The 18,957-nt window shown below is 66.8% G+C and carries 20 protein-coding genes; 11 read left to right on the top strand and 9 right to left on the bottom strand.

The annotated features are described in order from the left end of the window. The first annotated feature begins 32 nt into the window (after positions 1 to 32). Together J2W22_RS11965 and J2W22_RS11960 are read left to right on the top strand one after the other, a co-directional pair. Positions 33 to 998 carry a hypothetical protein gene (locus J2W22_RS11965; protein ID WP_307118482.1) on the top strand — a complete coding sequence of 322 codons (966 nt, stop codon included), beginning with the start codon at positions 33 to 35 and terminating at the stop codon, positions 996 to 998. Between the two features lie 148 nt (positions 999 to 1,146). Further along, positions 1,147 to 1,914 (top strand): hypothetical protein, encoded by a 768-nt coding sequence (locus J2W22_RS11960; protein WP_307118481.1) that lies wholly within the window; start codon positions 1,147 to 1,149, stop codon positions 1,912 to 1,914. A 6-nt stretch (positions 1,915 to 1,920) separates the two neighbouring features. Here J2W22_RS11960 and J2W22_RS11955 read toward each other — a convergent pair whose 3' ends face one another. Continuing rightward, entirely contained in the window at positions 1,921 to 2,139 is a 219-nt protein-coding gene (locus tag J2W22_RS11955; RefSeq protein WP_307118480.1) for a hypervirulence associated TUDOR domain-containing protein, read from the bottom strand. A gap of 64 nt (positions 2,140 to 2,203) precedes the next feature. Here J2W22_RS11955 and J2W22_RS11950 point away from each other — a divergent pair, with 64 nt between their 5' ends. After that, the gene (locus J2W22_RS11950) at positions 2,204 to 3,355 is read left to right on the top strand and encodes a glycosyltransferase family 4 protein (protein WP_307118479.1); all 1,152 of its coding nucleotides are present in this window, start codon (positions 2,204 to 2,206) and stop codon (positions 3,353 to 3,355) included. A gap of 74 nt (positions 3,356 to 3,429) precedes the next feature. Then, positions 3,430 to 4,581 carry an AAA family ATPase gene (locus J2W22_RS11945; RefSeq protein WP_307118478.1) on the top strand — a complete coding sequence of 384 codons (1,152 nt, stop codon included), beginning with the start codon at positions 3,430 to 3,432 and terminating at the stop codon, positions 4,579 to 4,581. Positions 4,582 to 4,585: 4 nt separating this feature from the next. On the opposite strand, the gene J2W22_RS11940 is transcribed toward J2W22_RS11945, so the two are convergent. Both J2W22_RS11940 and J2W22_RS11935 read right to left on the bottom strand, forming a co-directional pair. After that, a complete protein-coding gene (locus tag J2W22_RS11940) occupies positions 4,586 to 4,909 on the bottom strand; it encodes a DUF2218 domain-containing protein (RefSeq protein WP_307118477.1) in 324 nt (107 codons plus the stop codon). Between the two features lie 68 nt (positions 4,910 to 4,977). Beyond that, on the bottom strand, positions 4,978 to 5,577 hold the full coding sequence (locus J2W22_RS11935) for a PadR family transcriptional regulator (RefSeq protein ID WP_307118476.1): 600 nt from the start codon (positions 5,575 to 5,577) through the stop codon (positions 4,978 to 4,980). Positions 5,578 to 5,723: 146 nt separating this feature from the next. On the opposite strand from J2W22_RS11935, the gene J2W22_RS11930 reads away from it, so the two are divergent. The 3 genes from J2W22_RS11930 (at position 5,724) to J2W22_RS11920 (ending at position 8,333) form a co-directional block, all read left to right on the top strand. Then, a complete protein-coding gene (locus tag J2W22_RS11930; protein ID WP_307118475.1) occupies positions 5,724 to 7,046 on the top strand; it encodes a replication-associated recombination protein A in 1,323 nt (440 codons plus the stop codon). Continuing rightward, positions 7,039 to 7,386: a hypothetical protein gene (locus J2W22_RS11925; protein WP_307118474.1), complete on the top strand. Its 348-nt coding sequence runs from the start codon at positions 7,039 to 7,041 to the stop codon at positions 7,384 to 7,386. Before J2W22_RS11930 ends, J2W22_RS11925 begins: the two co-directional genes overlap by 8 nt. Positions 7,387 to 7,454: 68 nt before the next feature. Beyond that, positions 7,455 to 8,333 carry a hypothetical protein gene (locus J2W22_RS11920; protein WP_307119569.1) on the top strand — a complete coding sequence of 293 codons (879 nt, stop codon included), beginning with the start codon at positions 7,455 to 7,457 and terminating at the stop codon, positions 8,331 to 8,333. Positions 8,334 to 8,339: 6 nt separating this feature from the next. Here J2W22_RS11920 and J2W22_RS11915 read toward each other — a convergent pair whose 3' ends face one another. From J2W22_RS11915 to J2W22_RS11900, 4 genes are all read right to left on the bottom strand, one after another. Then, positions 8,340 to 8,990 (bottom strand): DsbA family oxidoreductase, encoded by a 651-nt coding sequence (locus J2W22_RS11915; RefSeq protein WP_307118473.1) that lies wholly within the window; start codon positions 8,988 to 8,990, stop codon positions 8,340 to 8,342. Between the two features lie 59 nt (positions 8,991 to 9,049). Next, positions 9,050 to 9,379 (bottom strand): hypothetical protein, encoded by a 330-nt coding sequence (locus tag J2W22_RS11910; RefSeq protein WP_307118472.1) that lies wholly within the window; start codon positions 9,377 to 9,379, stop codon positions 9,050 to 9,052. A 139-nt stretch (positions 9,380 to 9,518) separates the two neighbouring features. Beyond that, positions 9,519 to 10,487 (bottom strand): quinone oxidoreductase family protein, encoded by a 969-nt coding sequence (locus J2W22_RS11905; RefSeq protein ID WP_307118471.1) that lies wholly within the window; start codon positions 10,485 to 10,487, stop codon positions 9,519 to 9,521. A gap of 48 nt (positions 10,488 to 10,535) precedes the next feature. Then, positions 10,536 to 11,102, bottom strand: a complete 567-nt coding sequence (locus J2W22_RS11900; RefSeq protein WP_307118470.1) for a TetR/AcrR family transcriptional regulator — start codon at positions 11,100 to 11,102, stop codon at positions 10,536 to 10,538. A 78-nt stretch (positions 11,103 to 11,180) separates the two neighbouring features. Between J2W22_RS11900 and J2W22_RS11895 the strand changes: the two genes are divergently transcribed. Next, positions 11,181 to 12,404 carry an MFS transporter gene (locus J2W22_RS11895; protein WP_307118469.1) on the top strand — a complete coding sequence of 408 codons (1,224 nt, stop codon included), beginning with the start codon at positions 11,181 to 11,183 and terminating at the stop codon, positions 12,402 to 12,404. 285 nt (positions 12,405 to 12,689) lie between these two features. On the opposite strand, the gene J2W22_RS11890 is transcribed toward J2W22_RS11895, so the two are convergent. Further along, positions 12,690 to 13,136, bottom strand: coding sequence for a DUF1348 family protein (locus J2W22_RS11890; RefSeq protein WP_307118468.1), 447 nt, complete (start codon positions 13,134 to 13,136; stop codon positions 12,690 to 12,692). 188 nt (positions 13,137 to 13,324) lie between these two features. Between J2W22_RS11890 and J2W22_RS11885 the strand changes: the two genes are divergently transcribed. Both J2W22_RS11885 and J2W22_RS11880 read left to right on the top strand, forming a co-directional pair. After that, positions 13,325 to 14,365 carry an alpha/beta fold hydrolase gene (locus J2W22_RS11885; RefSeq protein ID WP_373422971.1) on the top strand — a complete coding sequence of 347 codons (1,041 nt, stop codon included), beginning with the start codon at positions 13,325 to 13,327 and terminating at the stop codon, positions 14,363 to 14,365. Between the two features lie 5 nt (positions 14,366 to 14,370). After that, positions 14,371 to 14,910 carry a cytochrome P460 family protein gene (locus J2W22_RS11880; RefSeq protein WP_307118467.1) on the top strand — a complete coding sequence of 180 codons (540 nt, stop codon included), beginning with the start codon at positions 14,371 to 14,373 and terminating at the stop codon, positions 14,908 to 14,910. A gap of 133 nt (positions 14,911 to 15,043) precedes the next feature. On the opposite strand, the gene J2W22_RS11875 is transcribed toward J2W22_RS11880, so the two are convergent. Continuing rightward, positions 15,044 to 17,779, bottom strand: coding sequence for a TonB-dependent receptor (locus J2W22_RS11875; protein ID WP_307118466.1), 2,736 nt, complete (start codon positions 17,777 to 17,779; stop codon positions 15,044 to 15,046). A gap of 262 nt (positions 17,780 to 18,041) precedes the next feature. On the opposite strand from J2W22_RS11875, the gene J2W22_RS11870 reads away from it, so the two are divergent. Beyond that, positions 18,042 to 18,905: a GntR family transcriptional regulator gene (locus tag J2W22_RS11870; RefSeq protein ID WP_307118465.1), complete on the top strand. Its 864-nt coding sequence runs from the start codon at positions 18,042 to 18,044 to the stop codon at positions 18,903 to 18,905. The last annotated feature ends 52 nt before the right edge of the window (positions 18,906 to 18,957 follow it).

Here is an 18,957-nt window from a genome sequence, read left to right as displayed (position 1 = left end):
AGGACGAGAACAATCGCCAGATTGGAAGCGGCTTGATTCAAAGCGATGCTGGTAGCGGCTGGCTGCCAATGCTAGTTTTCACCGATTATCGGAGAAGGTTGATGTCTTATCGGATTCCGCTGGGCATGTTGTTCGGTGCCGTGTTTCTTTCCCCCGGCAGCGCACTTGCCCAGGAAAAGCCGCCAACAGCCGATTCCGCGCAGATCGTCGTACAGGGCAACAAGAACCTGAAGCGCGACATCGCCAAATTCGTGGGAGCGCTGGCGGAAGATCCGGCTACCAGCCAGCTCAGTCGTTTCGAAGACGCCGTATGCCCCAAGGCCGTCGGTCTCCCCCCCGTCCAGGCGGAAGCCGTGGCCAATCGCATGCGCCAGGTGGCCGAGGCTGCCGGCATCCGCGTGGGCAAGCCCGGTTGCCGGGTGAACGTCGTAGCGATCGTCACGCCCGACAAGCACGGTTTCCTCAAGCTGCTCAGCGACCGGAAACCCGACTATTTCGGTGATCTCGAACCCATACAGATTCGTCGACTGGTCGCCGAGAAAGGTCCCGCGACCGCCTGGCAATTGCAGGGACCGGCGATCAGTGCGCGCGGTACGGTGATCATGGATGGCGTGGGCGGCCCGCCCATGAACACCACCGCGGAGCCCGCAACGCGCCTGCGCGCCACCGCCCGCCCGCAATTCGCCGCGGCCGTGGTAGTGATCGATGCCGCGGCGGTGGACGGTCTTACCGCCAGGCAGCTGGCCGATTATGCCGCGATGCGCACCTATGCCGGCACCAAGCCCTCGCGCCTCGAAGTCTCCACCGCGACCACCATTCTGAAGGTGCTCGAGGCGCCGATGGGCAGCGAGACCCCGTCCAGCCTGACGAATTGGGATCTCGGCTTCCTGCGGGGCCTCTATGCGAGCCCGCCCAATGCCTATGCCGGCGTCCAGCGCGGCGCGATCCGGGCCGGGGTCAACAAGCAGGTTCAGGAAGGCGAAACGGAGAAGAACTGATGTCCGGTATCCGCTTGCTCGCAGCATTTGGTGCCATCCTGCTTTCTGGCAGCCCGGCAATCGCGCAGGATTCCGCTCCAGCGCACGGTGAGAGTTCGAACATCACCGTCGAGGACGGAAGAGCACCAAAAAGGAAATCCGGGCCTTCGTGAACGCCATTGGCGAAAATCCCGCCATCAAGCAGCTGACCCGCTTCGAAGACGCGATCTGTCCCGCAGTTATCGGCCTTTCGCCGCACCAAGCGTCCGCCGTCGATACGCGGTTGCGCCAGGTCGCGAAAGCGGTAGGAATCAAAGCCGCACCCGCCGCCAATTGCTATCCCAATGTCCATGTCATCCTCACCGCGAACAAAAGCGCGTTTGTGAAGGCGCTGGTCCAGGTACGGCCCGATTATTTCGGCGAGTTCAGCCCGATGGAAGTCCGCCGCCTCGCAGCGACGCCGGGTCCCGCGGTCGCCTGGCACCGCGAAGGTCCCCTGCTCACCAAACGCGGCACGCCGGTGTTTCTGGACGAGGGCATGGGGTCCGACCCGACCAATATCGGCGGGCACTACGTCAACAGGACCATGGAACCCGACACGCGCGCATCGAACAGCGTCCGCCCACAATTTCAGGGCGCGGTGGTGGTGATAGAGGCCAATGCAGTTGAAGGTCTGACCACCACCCAGCTGGCGGATTATGTGGCCATGCGTGCCTTTGCCCGAACCTATCCGGACCGGCTAGATACCGCGCCGACCGCTTCGATCCTCAAGGTTCTGGAAACGCCGATCGGCAGCCCCACGGCCTCCAGCATGACCCAATGGGATCTGGGCTATCTCCGCGGCCTTTACAGCAGTGATCCCTATCTCTTCGCTGGCGCCCAGCGCGGAGCGATAGGGCGGGAGATCGCCAAACAAACCGGCTTGGACGCGAAGTAGCACCGCTCAATCCGCATATAGCTCCGATCCGAGCTTGAGCGCGGTCCCTCCATCCGTTTGTTCGAGCAGATAGACCGGATTCTTCGCGCTTCCGTTCCGGATGATCTTCTCGCCCTTGATCGTCCGCTGGACGCGACGTTCGAAGCGTTGAGCAACCTTGCCATGCGCACGGTGTGCCCCCCAGCGCCACCAAACCTTCGCGCCTTTTCGGTATTCATTAGTCATACGCCTCCAACCCGGCGCGCGCCTTTAGGTTGCTGCGCGCGCGCCCGGAAGGTATGCGCCCGCCATGAAGCCCACCGACCTCCGCGTCGCGCTGTTCAGCGGCAACTACAATTACGTCCGCGACGGCGCGAACCAGGCGCTCAACCTGCTTGTCGGCTATCTCCTGTCGCAAGGGGTCGCCGTCCGCGTCTATTCGCCTACCACGAGCACGCCCGCCTTCCCGCCCACCGGCGACCTGATCAGCGTGCCGTCCTGGCCGGTTCCGGGCGGCCGCGAGGAATACAAGTTCGCCACCGGCCTGCCGCGCAGCACCCGCGAGGACGTCGAGGCGTTCGCGCCGAACATCGTCCATCTCTCGGCGCCCGAGTTCCTCTGCCATGGCGCGCTCAAATGGGCGGGTCGCAACAACATCGCGACGCTCGCCTCGCTGCACACGCGCTTCGAGACCTATCCGGCCTATTATCATCTGGGCTTTCTCGAAAAGCCGCTGATCCGCCTGCTCACCCGCTTCTACAATCGTGTCGATCATGTCGTGACCCCGGGCAAGTCGACCGCCGACCTGATCCGCGGCTGGGGCGTCACCACGCCGATCACCACCTGGGCGCGCGGCGTGAACCATGCGCGGTTCAATCCGGGCGCACGCAGCCTCGAATGGCGCCGCTCGCTCGGCATCGGCGACGAGGAGGTCGCGGTCGGCTTCCTCGGCCGGCTGGTGCTGGAGAAGGGGCTCGACGTGTTCGCCGAGGTGATCGCCGCGCTCCGGCAGCGCGGCGTGCCGCACCGGGTGCTGGTGATCGGCGAAGGCCCGGCCCGCGAATGGTTCGCAGAGCGCGTGCCCGAAGCGGTGTTCACCGGCTTCCAGCGCGGCGACGATCTCGGCCGCGCCGTCGCCTCGATGGACGTGTTCTTCAACCCATCGCTCACCGAGACCTTCGGCAACGTCACCTCCGAGGCGATGGCCAGCGGCGTGCCCGTGGTCGCCGCCCGCGCGACCGGCGCGATCGATCTTGTCGAAGATGGCGAGAACGGCTTCCTTGTCCCCCCGCGCGACGTGGGAGCCTATGCCGACGCGATCGCCCGCTTCGTCGCCGATCCCGACCTGCGCCGCCGCGCGGGTGCCGAAGGCCACGCCCGCGCCAGCGCGCTGATCTGGGACGACGTCAACCAGAAGGTGCTCGATGCCTATCTGGACGTGATGGAGCGCCGGGACGGATAAAGCCCTTGCGGGTCCTGCCGCAGATGCGATGATCCTCGCCTCTCGCAGCGCCACCGTTTCGAAGGGCCCTTGCTTTGATCTCGCATTTGGCGGTCGCCGGCTATCGTTCGCTGCGCAGCGTCACGCTAGAGCTGGGGCAGCTTACTTTGGTCACCGGCGCGAACGGCAGCGGCAAGTCGAGCCTGTACCGAGCCTTGCGCCTGCTCGCCGACACCGCCCAGGGCCGGCTGATCGGTTCGCTCGCCGCGGAAGGCGGCCTCTCCTCCACGCTCTGGGCCGGCCCGGAGAAATTCAGCCGCGAGATGCTGCGCGGCACCCAGCCCGTCCAGGGCACGGTCCGCTCGGGTCCGGTGAGCCTGAAGCTCGGCTTCTCCGGCCCGGACTTCGGCTATGCGATCGATCTCGGCATGCCCGATCCCACCTTTCCCTTCACCCGCGATCCCGAGATCAAGGTCGAGACGATGTGGACTGGCCCATTGCTCGAGCGGGGCAATGCGTTCGCGGAACGGCGTGGACCTGCGGTGCGGCTACGCACGGCCGCGACGGGTGAATGGCGCCGTGCGATGGACAATCTGCTGCCCTTCGACAGCATGGTCACCCATTGCGCCGATTCCGTCGATGGCCTCGAGCTGCTGCTGATGCGCGAGCGCATGCGCAACTGGCGCTTCTACCACAACCTGCGCACCGATATCGATGCGCCGGCGCGGCGCCCCCAGGTGATGACCTACACGCCCGTGCTGGGCAGCGACGGTGCCGACCTGGCAGCCGCCATCGCCACGATCCTCGCGATCGGCGACGCGCAGGCGCTGGAGGAGGCGATCGACGACGCCTTTCCGGGCTCGCGGGTCATCGCGCATCCCGGGGAATATGGCATGGTCGAGATGCAGCAGCCCGGCCTGCTCCGGCCGCTCGGCGCCAAGGAATTATCGGACGGGACGCTGCGCTACCTGCTGCTCATCGCCGCCCTGCTGTCGCCGCGCCCGCCCGAGATCATGATCCTCAACGAGCCCGAGGCGAGCCTCCACCCTTCCCTGCTCGAGCCGCTGGCGCGGCTGCTCGTCCGGGCATCGCGCCATTGCCAGATCGTGCTGGTCTCGCACAGCGAGCGGCTGATCGAGAGCCTTGGCGGCGAACGCGGCGTGCGCGAAATCACCCTGTCCAAGCGGCTCGGCGAGACGCAGATCGAGGACCATGAAGCGCCGCGCTGGTCCTGGCCAGCGCGGTAGGCCGTTACTTCCAGTCGTACTTCAGCCCTTCCTCGCGGAAGGCGAAGCGGTCGAGGTGGCGTTCCACCGCGCCCTTCAGTCCTTCGAGCTGCTCGGTCGAGCTCGCGTCGATGCGGATGTCGAGCCCGGTCTCGGCGACGTTGAAGGTCACCACCGCGTCGCCCGGATGATTGGCGCCGCGCGCGTCCTTGGGGAAGATCACCGTGCCGTTCTCGGGGGTGAACTCGACCTGCAGGTTGTGCTCCCAATGCTTGCACAGCTGCTGAAGGTAGCGGCTGGCATGGCCGGTCGGCGCCAGCGTCTCGGCGGAGAAGGTCGTGATGGTCATGGATATCGTCTCCTTCGGCGGCGGCACGATCCCGAGCCGCCGCCGCAACAGTTCCAGTCGAGGCAAGCTCAGAGCCGCTCGATCTTCCGCGCCGCCTCGTCGAGGATCTCGGCGACGTCGTGCAGCATGTCGGCACCGACGCCCTCGGCCGCAAGCCGCTCCTGCAGGACGGTGCGCAGATTGCCCATCGCCCGGCGGATCGGCCCGCCGTCGGAACGCTCGCGCATGCTGGCGAGCTGCTTCAGCCGCTCGAACAGCGCCTCCACTTCCTCGGCCCGCTCGGCCAAGTGCGCAGTGCCGTCCACGGTGATCGCGAACTGCTTCTTGGCGCCCTCGGTCTTGGCCTCTTCGATCAGGCCCATCTCGTCGAGCATGCTCAGCGTCGGATAGACCACGCCCGGGCTGGGGGCATAGGCGCCACCGGAACGCTCCTCGATCTCGCGGATCAGGTCATAGCCGTGGCGCGGCTGCTCCTCGATCAGCTTGAGGAGGATGAGGCGGAGCTCGGTGCCGTCGAACATGCGGCGACGGCCGCCGCGCTCGCCATGGCCGAAGCCACCGCGCCCACGGGCACCCATGCCCCAGCCCATGACGAAGTCCGGACCACCGCCAAAGCCGCCGCGGCGGCCGAAAACAAAGCCCCGCGGGCCGCAATGATGATGTCGCATAATATCTCCTGTACGACTCGTGATGCGCACAAGATATATCTTGAAAGGGTTTTTACAAGTCCTGACGCACCATCAGCGCGCGCTGCACTCCCGGCTCGATCAAAGCTTGGGATGCAGAAATCGTCCGCTGCGCCTATCTTGGCAGGATGGCCGACCTTTTCGCCGCCCAGGAACCGTCCCACCGCCCCGAAGCCGCGCCGCTCAATGGCCCGCTCGCCGATCGCCTGCGCCCGCAGCAACTCGCCGATGTCGTGGGACAGGAGCATCTCACCGGGCCCGAGGGCGCGATCGGCCGCATGGTCGCGGCGGGCAAGCTCTCCTCGATCATCCTCTGGGGGCCGCCCGGCACCGGCAAGACCACGATCGCCCGGCTGCTAGCGGACGCCGTCGGGCTGCGCTTCGTTGCGATCAGCGCGGTGTTCTCGGGTGTGGCGGACCTGAAGAAGGTGTTCGCCGAGGCCAAGGAATATGCCCGGCTCGGCCGCAAGACGCTGCTGTTCGTGGACGAGATCCACCGCTTCAATCGCGCCCAGCAGGACGGCTTCCTGCCCTATGTCGAGGACGGCACCGTCACCCTGGTCGGTGCGACCACCGAGAATCCCTCGTTCGAGCTCAACGCCGCCGTGCTCAGCCGCGCCCAGGTGCTGATCCTCCACCGGCTCGATCCCGCCGCGCTGACCCGATTGCTCGATCGGGCCGAAGCCGCCGAGGAGCGGCCCTTGCCCCTCACGCCGGATGCGCGTGATGCGCTGGTGGCGAGCGCGGACGGCGATGGCCGCTTCCTGCTCAACCAGGCGGAGACGCTGTTCTCGGTGCAATTCGAGGAGCCGCTTACTCCGGCGGCGCTCGGCGAGTTCCTCCAGCGCCGCGTCGCAGTCTACGACAAGGATCGCGAGGGACATTACAATTTGATCTCCGCGCTCCACAAATCGGTGCGCGGCAGCGATCCCCAGGCGGCGCTCTACTATCTCGCGCGCATGCTCACCGCCGGCGAGGAGCCGCTCTACGTGCTGCGCCGGCTTGTCCGCATGGCGGTGGAGGACATCGGCCTGGCCGACCCCAATGCGCTGGTCCAGTGTCTCGCGGCCAAGGACACCTATGAGTTCCTCGGCTCGCCCGAGGGCGAGCTGGCGATCGCCCAAGCCTGTCTCTACATCGCCACCGCGCCCAAATCGAACGCGGCGTATATGGCGCAAAAGGCCGCGTGGCGGAGCGCGAAGGAAACCGGCTCTCTGATGCCGCCGCAGAACATCCTCAACGCCCCCACCAAGCTGATGAAGCAGATCGGCTATGGCCAGGGCTATACCTATGACCATGATGCCGAGGGCGGCTTCTCGGGCGACAATTACTGGCCCGAGGAAATGGCGCCCCAGACCTTCTACTCCCCCACCGACCGCGGACATGAGAAGCGCATCGCCGAGCGGCTGGCCTGGTGGAACGAGATGCGGGAGCGGAAGCGCGATGGATGACTGGGACGACGCCACGGCCTTTGCCCGCACCTTGCCCGATGTGGTGATGGAGAGCTGGTGGGGCACGCCTTGTCCCAAGATCAACGGCAAGGGCCTGATGTCGCCCGGCCGCGAGAAGGGCAGCTTCGGCCTGATGGTCACCCATCCGGAGAAGGAGATTCTGTTCGAGACCGATCCGGACACCTTCTGGCAGACCGATCACTATGCCAACTATCCGATGCTGCTGGTACGCTACGGCACCGGCAGCCGCGAGCGGATCGAGCTCTACATCCAGCGGGCCTGGTGGGACCGCGCGAAGAAGCCCCAGCGCATCGCCGCAGGGATGGCGGAGCGGCCGTGAGGCAAACCAGTGCTCCTGCGAAAGCAGGAGTCCAGGATCGCAAGCCAACCGCCCGTGACTCTGGGCTCCTGCTTTCGCAGGAGCGCACGGCATTCACCGACTTCATCGCGATCGACTGGTCCGGCCAGGCGGTCGAGCGGCCGAAGGGCCTCGCCGTTGCCCGCGCCGAGGCGGGCAGCGCCGCGCCCGTGCTGGTCGAGCGCAACTGGTCGCGCCAGGACATTGCCGACTGGCTCGCCCAGCTGGCAGACAAGGGCACCCGCGCGCTGATCGGGCTCGACCTGTCCCCAGCCTTTCCGCTCGCCGATGCGGGCGCCTATTTCCCCGGCTGGGAGCTGTCCCCGTCCGACGGCCCTGCGCTGTGGAAGCTGGTCGAGGCGCTGTCGCTCAGCGACCTGCACCTCGCCGCGACGAGCTTCGTGCAGCACCCGGATGCACGCCGTCATTTCCGCCAGATGGGCGATTGCGGCGACCTGTTCCCGCCCGGGCGCGGCCGCTTTCGGGTGTGCGAGCATGGCCAGGAGGCGATGCGGCTGTCGCCGTACAGCTGCTTCAATCTGGTCGGCGCCTCGCAGGTCGGCAAGTCGAGCCTCACCGGCATGCGCGTGCTGCACCGGCTGCGGGGCAAGCTGCCGATCTGGCCCTTCGATCCGCTGCCCGAGCGCGGCCCGGTGCTGGTCGAGATCTACACCGCGCTGGCCGCCCGCGCCGCGGGGATGCGCAAGGGCGTATCCAAGATCCGCGACGGGGCGACGCTCGACGCGATGCTGGCGGCGCTGGGCTCGGAGCCGCATGCGCCGCTCACCCGCTATGACGACCACGCCACCGACGCGATTCTCAGCGCCGCCTGGCTTCGCGCGGTGGCAGATGATGCCGGGCTCTGGGCGCCGGAGGGTCTGACGCCGGAACTCGCCCGTACTGAGGGCTGGACGTTCGGAGTGCGCTAATCTCCCTCAGGCCACCTCCGCCGCGATCTGGCGCAGCGCGTTCTCGAAGGCTTCGGGCGGCTGGCCGCCGGAGATCAGCCATTTGTCCTCGATCACGATCGCCGGCACCGAGTTGATCCCGCGGCTCTGCCACAGCTGTTCGGCCGCGCGGACCTCGTCGGCATAGCGGCCCGAGGCCAGCACCTCGCGGGCTGCCGCGCCGTCCAGCCCGGCCTTCTCGGCCGCGGCGACCAGCACGTCCTGGTTCGACGGGTCCTTCTGCTCGGTGAAATAGGCCTCGAACAGCGCATGCTTGAGCGCCGCCTGCATGCCCTCGATCTCCGCCCAGTGGAGCAGCCGGTGCGCGTCGAAGGTGTTGTAGATTCGGCTGTCGGCCGAGCCGTTCATCGTGAAGCCCAGCGCCGCCGCGCGGTCGCGGATCATCTGGCGGTTCGCCGCCGACTGCTCGGGCGTCGAGCCATATTTCTTGGCGATATGCTCGCCGATATTCTCGCCCTCGGGCACCATGTTCGGGTTGAGCTCGAAGGGCTGGAAATGGATTTTCGCATCGACCACGCCCTCGGTCCGCGCCAGCGCTTCCTCCAGGCCCTTCAGCCCGATGATGCACCAGGGGCAGGAGACGTCGGAGACGAAATCGATCTTCAGGGGACGGGGCATCGGGAATCCTTTGTCGGTGTTCCCGGCAAGATGGGAAGCGCCCGCCCCGATGCCAACGGTCAGGCGACCTTGGCGGCCTCCGCGCGGCGGAGATATTCGTCGGCCATCTCGAAGCGGATCCGGCGCACCGCGGGATCGTCGCTGTTCGAGGCGCGGGCTCGTTCTTCCCGGGCGCGGCGCTGCAGATAGGCTTGCTCGTCTTCCTCGGGCTCGGGCTCGTGGACTTTCGCCTCGCGCGGCTGCCCATCCGGCTTCTTCGGCTCGGTCGCCAGCGCCTCGTACATCGCCGCAAGCGTCAGATATTGCTCGCGCGCGGACCCGCTCAACTGCTCGGCCATCTCGCGCTGGCGCGCGGCGCGAGCCTGATAATAGTCGTGCTGCTTGTTCATCGACCCAATCCCCGCGTCGCGGGTTCATATTAGGAGACGTCGCGCAAAAGCGAAGATTATCGACGCAGCAACGGTCGCTCGTCGGCGGCGGTCCGTCGCATATCATGAACCGCCGCCGCCACTTGGGGAAGAGCCTTGCTCAGGGGATGAGCAGCAGCTTGCCGGTGCTCGACCGGCTCTCCATCGCCGCATGCGCCTGCACTGCATCGGCCAGCGCATAGTCGGTCGCGGGGGCGATCCGCAGCTTGCCCTGACGCACCCAGTCGAACAGCCGGGCGGTGCGGGCGCGTAGCAGCGCGGCGGTGTGGATATGGTCGAAGAAGGTCGCGTAGCCGATCTTGATGCTGCGCGGCAGGCTCATGATGTCGATCCGGCCGGGCCCGCCCAGCACCGGGCCGAACCAGCAGAAGGTGCCCGAGCGGCGCAGCGACGCCAGCGAGTCCTCGAAGGTCGCCGGACCCGAGCCGTCATAGACGACATGCACGCCCTCGCCCCCGGTCAGCCGCAGCACCTCGGCGGCGAAATCGCCCTCGGCATCGACGATGACATGGTCGGCCCCGGCTGCCCTGGCCGCCGCGACCTTGGCTTCGCTCGAGACCCGGCCAATCACCGTGCCGCCGCGCAGCTTGACGATCTGGGTCAGCAGCTGCCCCACTCCGCCGGCGGCGGCATGGACCAGCGCGACGTCGCCCGGCTGGACCGGGTAGAAGTCGGTGGCGAAGTGGCTGGCGGTGAGGCCCTGCATCATCAGCGAGGCGGCGGTGCGGTCGTCGATGTCGTCGGGGATGGGGACCAGCGCGGCGGCGGGGATGGCGAGGCGCTCGGCATAGCTGCCCGGGGCATAGACCCAGGCGACCCGCTGGCCGACCGCCAGATCGGTCACTCCCTCACCCAGCGCCAGCACCCTGCCCGCCCCCTCGACGCCGAGGGCGCGGGGCAAGGGGAGCTCGTGCCAGGCCATGCCGTTGCGGACGCCGATGTCCATGAAGTTTACACCGGCGGCAGCAATCTCGACCAGCACCTCCCCCGGGCTCGGTACGGGCTCAGGTAATTCAAGAATATCAATAACTTCCGGGCCACCAACTGCGATCATGACGACGGTCTTCATATGCAGACTCCTATATTGAACGATCATTCCAGAATTTGTCAAAAAAACTCAGCGCAGGGCGCGCATCGCAAGATCCACCAGGGCAGAGCGCTGCGCCGAACCGGCACCGGCGCGCGCGGCGAGGCGGATGCTGGAGATGGTGGTAATCAGGAAGGCGGCGAGGCTGTCCATGTCGAGATCGGCGGCGACATCGCCCTGCTCGCGGGCCAGCGCCAGCGCCCCCTTCATCGCGCGGACCAGCGTGGCGGACGAAGCCTCGCGCAGCTTGACCAGATCGGGCCGGCTGCAACCGAACTCCACGGTGGAGCCGACGCCGAGACAGGCGCTGTCCGCCTCCGCCACCACCCGATCGAACATCGCACGGATACCCTCGATCGCCCGGTCGCGGCTCGCCAGCAGATCGGTATGGGCGCGCACCTCTTCCTGCGAATAGCGTTTCACCGCAGCGAGATAGACGCCCCATTTGTCACCGAACGTGTCGTAGAGGCTCTGCCGACCGATCCCCATCGCATCGACGAGCATCTGCGCAGAGGCGCCCTCGAAGCCATGCTCGCGGAAAACCTCCACAGCGGCCTGGACGGCGGTATCGACATCGAATTCGCGGGGACGTGCCATGCAGGGGAGATAATGTACTGGAACGATCGTTCAAGATGTGGTTCAGGAAGAAATGGACACCGGAACATTCGTACGCCGATGATGGCACCGCGCTGGTATCGCGACCTCGATCCGAACGGCCGCCGCGCGTTCGGCTCCACCTATGCGGCGTTCAGCATGGACGCCATGAACATCCAGCTCTACTCGTTCACTTTGCCGGTGCTGCTGACGCTCTGGCACCTCTCCCCTTCGGCCGGCGGACTGCTCGCGACGGTGACCCTGGTCGCCTCCGCCGCCGGCGGCTGGCTGGCGGGACTACTCTCCGACCGGCTCGGCCGGGTCCGCGTGCTGCAGGCGACGATCCTGTGGATGGCGCTGTCGACCATGGCCTGCGGGCTGGCGCAGAATTACGAGCAGCTGCTCGTCGCGCGGGTGATCCAGGGCGTGGGCTTCGGCGCCGAATGGGCGGTGGGCGCAGTGTTCATGGGCGAGATCGCCGCGGCGGCGACGCGGGGCCAGCTGGTCGGCACCGCGCAGAGCGCCTGGGCGGTCGGCTGGGGGCTGGCCGCCGCGAGCTCCACCCTTGCCATCGCGCTGCTGCCGCCCGAGCCGGGCTGGCGCGCGGCCTTCTTCCTGAGCCTGCCGATGGCCGGTGCGATCTTCCTCGTCCGCAAGCGCCTGCACGAGTCCGCGACCTTCCTGGCCTGTCCGGGCGCCGACGACTGGCACCGGATCTTCGCAGCCCCGATGCTGGGCAACACGCTGCGCGGCTCGCTGCTCGCGATCGGCACCCATGGCGGCTATTGGGCGCTGGCGACCTGGTGGCCGACCATGCTGAAGCTCGAGCGCGGGATGACCAACGCCCAAGCCGCCACGCACATGGCGATGCTCGTCGGCGGATCGCTGGCCGGCTATGCGCTCGGCGCGACGCTTGCGGATCGTATCGGACGCCGAGCGACACTCGCGCTGTTCGCCGCCGGCGGGATCGTCACCGTGCTGGCCGCGACCGAGCTGCCGGTCTCCGACGCGATGCTGCTCGCGCTCGGCGCACCGCTGGGGCTGTTCGCCATGGGGCTGTACAGCGCGATCGGCCCGGTGCTGAACGAGCTCTACCCGACGCGGCTGCGCGGTTCGGGACTGGGCTTCTGCTACAATGTCGGGCGCGGCGTGGCCGGGCTGGCGCCGTTCGCGGTGGGCGGCAGCATCGCGGCATATGGGATCGCGCATTCGATCGGGATCTATGTTTCGGTTGCCTATGTGCTGGTGCTGGTCGCGGCGGGACTGCTGCGCGAGACGCGGGGGATGGAGTTTGTGGGGGGCTGAGGCGAGGTAGCTTCTGTCTTCGTCATCCCCGCGAAGGCGGGGATCCAGGGTAAGGGAGGACGAACGAAGAAATCGAGCACATGCCAGACGGAGATTCCAAGGCAAGCCGCCAGCGCACAGCGTGTGACTCTGGATCCCCGCCTTCGCGGGGATGACGATTGAAGGGAGGGTGCGGCCTTGCCCCTCTCCCCGGCCATCATCAGGTAAACAGCGCCCCGCGCTGTTTAGGCCATGCCGGGGGCATGGCCGACCTGATGATCCCTGAAGGGGAGAGGGAGATTCTGGCTAAAACCCCAGTTCCGTCAGGCTCGGATGGTCGGCCGGCCTTGGCCCTGCCGGCCAGCGCAGGGCGCGTTCGCGTTCCTGGATCGGGTGTTCGTTGGCGGCGGTGAGGCGGCGGCGGATCAGGCCGGCATGGTCGAGCTCGATCTCTTCATTGCCATAGACGCGGAACCAGGTGCCGCTGTCGCTGTGGAATTCGGCGGCGTAGCGGACGCTGAGCCGCCCGGCGCTTTCCGACCAGGGCTCGTGCAGCACCCGCAGGTCGAGCGCGCGGCGGAACTGGCGGTCGAGGAAGCCGCGAATCTGCTCGCGTCCCCACAGGAAGGTCACCCGGTTGCGCCACTGACAATCGATCGTGTGGCTGAGCAGCAGCGCATCCAGGTTGCGCATGTTCCAGGCATTCTCGGCATCGCGGACATGCCATTCCGTCGCCGGACTGAATTGGGGCATCGGTCTTCCAGCTTCACAGGGCGTATTGCCGCTTATGGCGCGCGTGCCAGAGTGGTTGCCAGTTAGACGCTGTTAGTTTCCGCCCGGAGCGGACCGCCGCTCACAGCAGATCATAGCGATTAACGGGCGGCCGGTGCCGGGCTGGACTATCTCGGACCGGTACCCACGCTGCCCCGAAAGGACCGATCATGTCGAACCTGATGCCCGAAACCGTCACCGATCGCCGCGGCTTCGTCCATGGCGCCGCCGCCATCGCCGCCCTGCTCGGCGGCGCCGTCACCGCCCAGGCCGCCAGCGCCTCGCGCGGCGGCGCGCCCGCCCCGGCTTCCTTCGGCCCGGTCAAGCAGGTCGATGCCGGCCCGCTCAGCATCGGCTATGTCGAGATGGGCCCGGCGACCGGCCCGGCGGTGCTGCTGTTCCATGGCTGGCCCTATGACATCCACGCCTTCGCCGAAGTCGCGCCGCTGCTGGTCGCGCGCGGCTACCGCGTGATCGTCCCCTATCTGCGCGGCTATGGCAGCACCGTATTCCGCTCGGCCGACACCTTCCGCAACGCCCAGCAGGCCGCGATCGCGATGGACGGGATCGCGCTGATGGACGCGCTGGGCATCAAGAAGGCGATCGTCGCCGGCTTCGACTGGGGCGCCCGCACCGCCGACATCATGGCGCTGCTCTGGCCCGAGCGCTGCACCGCTTTGGTCTCCGTCAGCGGCTATCTGATCGGCAGCCAGGCCGCCAATGCCGCGCCGCTGCCGCCGGCGGCCGAGCTGCAATGGTGGTACCAGTTCTACTTCGCCACCGCGCGCGGCGAGGCCGGCTATGCCAAGAACACCGATGCGTTCAACAAGCTGATCTGGCAGCTCGCCTCGCCCAAGTGGAATTTCGACGATGCGACCTATGCGCGCACCGCCGCCTCCTTCGCCAATCCGGACCATGTCGCGCTGGTGATCCATAATTATCGCTGGCGGCTGGGCCTGGCCCAGGGCGAGGCGAAGTATGATACGATCGAGGCCAAGCTGGCGACCACCCCGGTGATCACGGTGCCGACGATCACGATGGAAGGCGACGCCAATGGCGCGCCCCACCCCGCCCCCGAGCAGTATCGCGGCAAGTTCACCGGCCCCTATGAGTTCCGGCTGATCAGCGGCGGCATCGGCCACAACCTGCCGCAGGAGGCCCCGGCCGCCTTCGCCAAGGCGGTGCTCGACGTCGCCAAGATGGCGGGGTGAGCGGCATGAAGATGCAGCGTCTTTCCGCTGCCGGCCTTGCGCTCGCGACCCTGGTCTTCGGGGTCGCGGCCAGCTGGCCCAGGCAGGAGCAGCAGCCCCAGCGCTCGCCGGTGTTCGGCGTCGAGCTGCCCAAGGGCTATCGCGACTGGCAGGTGATCAGCGTCGCGCACGAGGCGGGCAAGAACAACGATATCCGCGCCATCCTGGGCAACGACATCGCGATGAAGGCCTTTCGCAAGAACATCCGCCCCTTCCCAGATGGCGCGATCATCGTCCGCGTGGCGTGGCAATATGAGTCGTCGCCGCGCAACGACAGCGTCTTCCCGGCGCCCCAGTCGTTCGTGGCGGGTGCGCCGACCAATGTGCAGGTGAGCGTGAAGGATTCGAAACGCTATGCCGCGACCGGCGGCTGGGGCTATGGCCAGTTCGAGAAGGGCGTGGCCGACCAGAATGTCGCGCTCACCCAGTCCTGCTTCGCCTGCCACATCAAGCTGGACGCGATCGACAAGCAGGCGGACCTCGTCTTCACCAACTATTCCGAATAGCCCCAGGCACAAAGAAGCCGCCCGTAGCAGACCACGGGCGGCGAGGCTTGGGTGCCGATCTTGGAGACCATCGGCACCTCGGGAAAACGGAGGGAACCGGGCGCGGGAGAGGCGACCGCGCCCGGAAACAGGCTTACATGCGGAACGAAGCGCTCAGCGAGTAGACGCGCCCGTTCTTGTAGACCGAGGTCGGGAACTTCGGATCCGAGCTGTACTGGTAATAGGTCTCGTCGAGCAGGTTCGATGCCGAGGCGCTGACCTGGAGCTTGTCGGTGATGTTGTACGACAGCGAGGCGTCGAGCTGGCTGTAGCCGTCGGTATAGTCCTGCGACTGCTGGCGGCCGAAGCGGTAGAAATACTTCGAGCGCCGGTTGAAGCTCACGCGCGCCTGGAACGGCCCCTTTTCGAAATAGGGGACGAGGGTGAAGGTGTCGCGCGACAGATAGGGCAGGCCCGTGGGCGAGCCGGTATCGGCATCGGTGAAGGTGTAGTTGGACTGGATGCCGAAGCCCCAGAACAGATTGGCGTTCGCGGTGAGCGAGAAGCCGGTGACCTTCGCCTTGCCGCCATTGACCGGCCGCGAGATCGAATATTCCAGCGTGCGGCCGGTCACCGTGTTGGTGAGACTGACCCCGTCCTGTACCGCGTTGCCGATATAGTTCGACACGTCGCGGTAGAAGACCTCGCCCGAGATGTAGCTCGCCGGAGCGAAATACCATTCGGCGGAGAGGCCGAAATTGGTCGCCGCATAGGGCTTCAGGTCCGGATTGCCGCCGCTGCCCGAGCGGGTGGTGTCATCCAGCGACAAGGAACCCGCGAGATCCGAATAGCGCGCCCGCGCCATCACCTTCGCCGCCGAGGCACGCAGCACGACATTCTCGCCGGCCTGGAAGATCAGGTTGGCGGCCGGCAGGAAGCGGTTGTCGTCGGTCGTCACCTGGGTCGGCGCGAACACGCCGCCGCTCTGCACGTAGAATTGCGACTGGTCGCGGGTGAAGACGTAGCGGCCGCCGATATTGCCGCGGAAACGGCCGGCCTCGAAATTGGCCTGGACATAGCCGGAGACGATCGTCTCCTTGACGTGGAAATACTGGTCCTTGGAGAGGCCGCGGTTCACGTTGATCGTGCCGTATTTCTCCAGCGTCGCGCGGATCGCGTCAGCGTCGAGCGTGGCATAGGGCGTGCCGTTGCCGCTCACGCCCAGGCCGTCGAACAGGTTGCTGTCGAGGACATAGGGGTTGAGATCGGCGAGCGTGAAGTTCTGGTTGGTGAACGCCGCGCCGCCATAGGTAGTGTTGCTGTTGTTGTGGCTGGCGAAGCGCGCGCCGAACAGGATCTTGTTGATCGGGCCGAGATTGACGGCACGCGACACGTCCGCCTGGCCGAACAGCTCCCGATCCTGCGTCTTCTCGGCGAAGGTGATGCCGCCGATCTGGCGCCCGAAGAAGGGCCTGCCGCCATTGGCCGCGAGCACCGCCGGCTCGCTCTGGTTCTCGCCGCCGAGCGCCGTGTAGTTGCCCAGCCAGTGCGACGGGTCGCTCGCCGGATATTGCCAGTTGACCAGCGTGTCCTTGCCGTTGGTCCCCGAGGTGAACCCCTGCTGGGTGCGGAAATCGAGGAGATATTCGGGGTCCTTGCCGCCCGAGGCGCGGGTGCCGCCGAAGTTCGCGGTGATCACCCAGTCGCCCGGCTTCCAGTCGAGCATCAGGGTGAGCGAGTCGTTCTTGACCCGGGTGCGGCGGAAGTTGGTGTCGAGCTGGCCAGTGGCGCCGGTGCTGCCGGCGGGGAGGCCGGCGAAGGTCGCCGAGGTGACCATGCCGTCGGCATAGGTCGCGCTCTGGAGCAGCGAGCCTTCATAGCCATAGGTATATTGGGAGTTCGACAGATTGTCGTAGTTGCCGCGGATCACCAGCGCGGTGCCGGTGAGCGTGAGGTTGTCCGCCGGGCGGACCTGCAGCGCGCCGGAGAAGCCGATGCGCTCGCGCTCCTGCTTGAAGAATTCGCGGGCGAGGAACGAGGCGACGCGCGCCTTGCTGAACTCGGCGATCATCGCGGCATTGGGCAGCTGGCCGTTGAGGGTCGGACCGCTGGTGACGCGGCCGTCCGCGCCGTAGATGATGTTGCCGTTGGCATCCTTCGGATAGCGATCGAGCAGGGCATCACCGGTACGATACCAATAGACCGCCGAGCCGGCGCGGCTGAGCTGCTCCTTGTCGTAGTTGACCGCGCCGAGGAAGCCGATCGTGCCGTCCTCATTGTGCCAGCTGTAGAGCGCCGAGCCGCGGAAGCTGCCGCGCTTGGCACGGCTGTTATACTCGCCGCCGCCGGTGATCGCGACGGTGTTGGGCTTCAGGTCGAGCGGCTTGCGGGTGACGATGTCGACGCTCGCGCCGATCGCGCCTTCCTGGAGGCGTGCCTCGGGGGTCTTGTAGACGACCGCCTGGCTGATGATCGTCGGCGAGAGCAGCGAATAGTTGAACGAGCGGCTGGAGCGATCCGAGGGGTTGCCGCCCCAGTCTGCGGAGGCGACCGAATGGCCGTCGATGGTCAGGCGGTTGAGCGCCGGCTCGACGCCCGCGATCGAGAGCTGCTCGCCCTCACCGAACTGGTGGTCGACGGTGACGCCGGGCAGGCGCGAGAGCGACTCCGCCACGTTGCTGTCGGCCAGCTTGCCGACATCCTCGGCACTGATCACGTCGACGATCGAATCGGCGCGCTTCTTGGTCTCGATCGCGTCCTGAAGGCTCTTGCGGATACCCGTGACGACGATCTCGCCTTCCTGCTGGGAAGGCACCGAATCCTGCGCATAGGCCGGGATGGCAGCACAGGTGAACGCCGTGCCGATCAGGAACTTGAGTCGTAGATTCATCTATCAAACCCCCCTCGCTTGCATCGCAGGGCTGACCCACGTCAGCCCGGATTTCCTGCGGATACAGATTGTCTGGAGCGCCTCTCCCGACCGGTTTTTGCGAATCCGGGCTTCGGGGCGCCTGAGGACCATTGTGTAACCACGAGGGAACCAATCGTGCAACAGTTTTTGCAAATATATTTTGTATATGAAAACTAAGCGTGTCATTTGGCCCTCAACCCAGTATGTTGCGCCGGGCAGGACGAGCCGGATGAGAGGATAAATGTACGACACAGATGCCTCTGCGCTGACCATGGCGATGCGCGCGGAACCGCTCCCGCAGGAGCAGCCCGCCGAGTCGATTGGTCTCTTCCGGCCCGAGCCCGGCGAGCCGATTCCCGTGAGTCGTCAGGACAGCCGTCCTTCGCTGGGCGCGCTCGTCGCGCATGGCCGCAAGCCGCTCTATGCCCAGTTCGCCGAGCTGCTGCGCAAGGCGATCCGCGACGGGCGGCTAGAGGCCGGCGCCACCCTGCCCGCCGAGCGCGACCTGGCCGCCGAATATGGCCTGTCGCGCATGACCATCCGCAAGGCGATCGCCGAGCTGGCGGAAGACGGGCTGCTGTCGCGCAAGCAGGGCGCGGGCACCACCGTCACTCGCCGCATCGAACAGAATTTCTCGCGGATCAGCTCCTTCTCCGAGGAGATGGCGGCGCGCGGGCAAGTGGCGAGCAGCAGCTGGATCCTGCGTGCCCAGGGCATCGTCACGCCCGCCGAGGCGATGCAGCTCAACCTCTCCCCCGGCGCGCCGGTGATGCGGTTCCACCGCGTCCGCATCGCCGACGGCGCACCGATGGCGATCGAGTTCTCGACCGTCCCCGCCTATTGCCTGGACGACGTGCACGAGGTTTCCGAATCGCTCTATGCCGCCCTCGCCCGCACCGACCACCGCCCGGTGCGCGCGCTGCAGCGGCTTCGCGCCGTGCCGTTCACCGCAGCCCAGGCGCGGCTGCTCCATGTCGATGCCGGCACGCCCGGGCTGCTGATCGAGCGCTGCGGCTTCCTGCGCGACGGCCGGCCGGTCGAATATACCCAGTCCTGGTATCGCGGCGACGCCTATGACTTCGTCGCGGAACTCTCGGACCTCTGACCGATGGCAGCACTCGCACCGCCCATGCGCGGAAGGCATGACAAGCCGTTTC

Origin of the sequence: Sphingomonas kyeonggiensis (assembly GCF_030812785.1) — a bacterium.
Taxonomy (GTDB): Bacteria; Pseudomonadota; Alphaproteobacteria; order Sphingomonadales; family Sphingomonadaceae; genus Sphingomonas; species Sphingomonas kyeonggiensis_B.
This window is presented reverse-complemented; position numbering and strand designations above follow the sequence as displayed.

Bases quoted from the DNA above. Each gene is read 5' to 3' on its own strand.
- J2W22_RS11900 (WP_307118470.1), bottom strand. From the start codon at position 11,102: ATGGCACGTCCCCGCGAATTCGATGTCGATACCGCCGTCCAGGCCGCT.
- J2W22_RS11905 (WP_307118471.1), bottom strand. From the start codon at position 10,487: ATGAAGACCGTCGTCATGATCGCAGTTGGTGGCCCGGAAGTTATTGAT.
- J2W22_RS11915 (WP_307118473.1), bottom strand. From the start codon at position 8,990: ATGCCCCGTCCCCTGAAGATCGATTTCGTCTCCGACGTCTCCTGCCCC.
- J2W22_RS11880 (WP_307118467.1), top strand. From the start codon at position 14,371: ATGAAGATGCAGCGTCTTTCCGCTGCCGGCCTTGCGCTCGCGACCCTG.
- J2W22_RS11930 (WP_307118475.1), top strand. From the start codon at position 5,724: ATGGCCGACCTTTTCGCCGCCCAGGAACCGTCCCACCGCCCCGAAGCC.
- J2W22_RS11925 (WP_307118474.1), top strand. From the start codon at position 7,039: ATGGATGACTGGGACGACGCCACGGCCTTTGCCCGCACCTTGCCCGAT.
- J2W22_RS11895 (WP_307118469.1), top strand. From the start codon at position 11,181: ATGATGGCACCGCGCTGGTATCGCGACCTCGATCCGAACGGCCGCCGC.
- J2W22_RS11955 (WP_307118480.1), bottom strand. From the start codon at position 2,139: ATGACTAATGAATACCGAAAAGGCGCGAAGGTTTGGTGGCGCTGGGGG.
- J2W22_RS11870 (WP_307118465.1), top strand. From the start codon at position 18,042: ATGTACGACACAGATGCCTCTGCGCTGACCATGGCGATGCGCGCGGAA.
- J2W22_RS11935 (WP_307118476.1), bottom strand. From the start codon at position 5,577: ATGCGACATCATCATTGCGGCCCGCGGGGCTTTGTTTTCGGCCGCCGC.
- J2W22_RS11890 (WP_307118468.1), bottom strand. From the start codon at position 13,136: ATGCCCCAATTCAGTCCGGCGACGGAATGGCATGTCCGCGATGCCGAG.
- J2W22_RS11950 (WP_307118479.1), top strand. From the start codon at position 2,204: ATGAAGCCCACCGACCTCCGCGTCGCGCTGTTCAGCGGCAACTACAAT.
- J2W22_RS11875 (WP_307118466.1), bottom strand. From the start codon at position 17,779: ATGAATCTACGACTCAAGTTCCTGATCGGCACGGCGTTCACCTGTGCT.
- J2W22_RS11910 (WP_307118472.1), bottom strand. From the start codon at position 9,379: ATGAACAAGCAGCACGACTATTATCAGGCTCGCGCCGCGCGCCAGCGC.
- J2W22_RS11940 (WP_307118477.1), bottom strand. From the start codon at position 4,909: ATGACCATCACGACCTTCTCCGCCGAGACGCTGGCGCCGACCGGCCAT.
- J2W22_RS11885 (WP_373422971.1), top strand. From the start codon at position 13,325: ATGTCGAACCTGATGCCCGAAACCGTCACCGATCGCCGCGGCTTCGTC.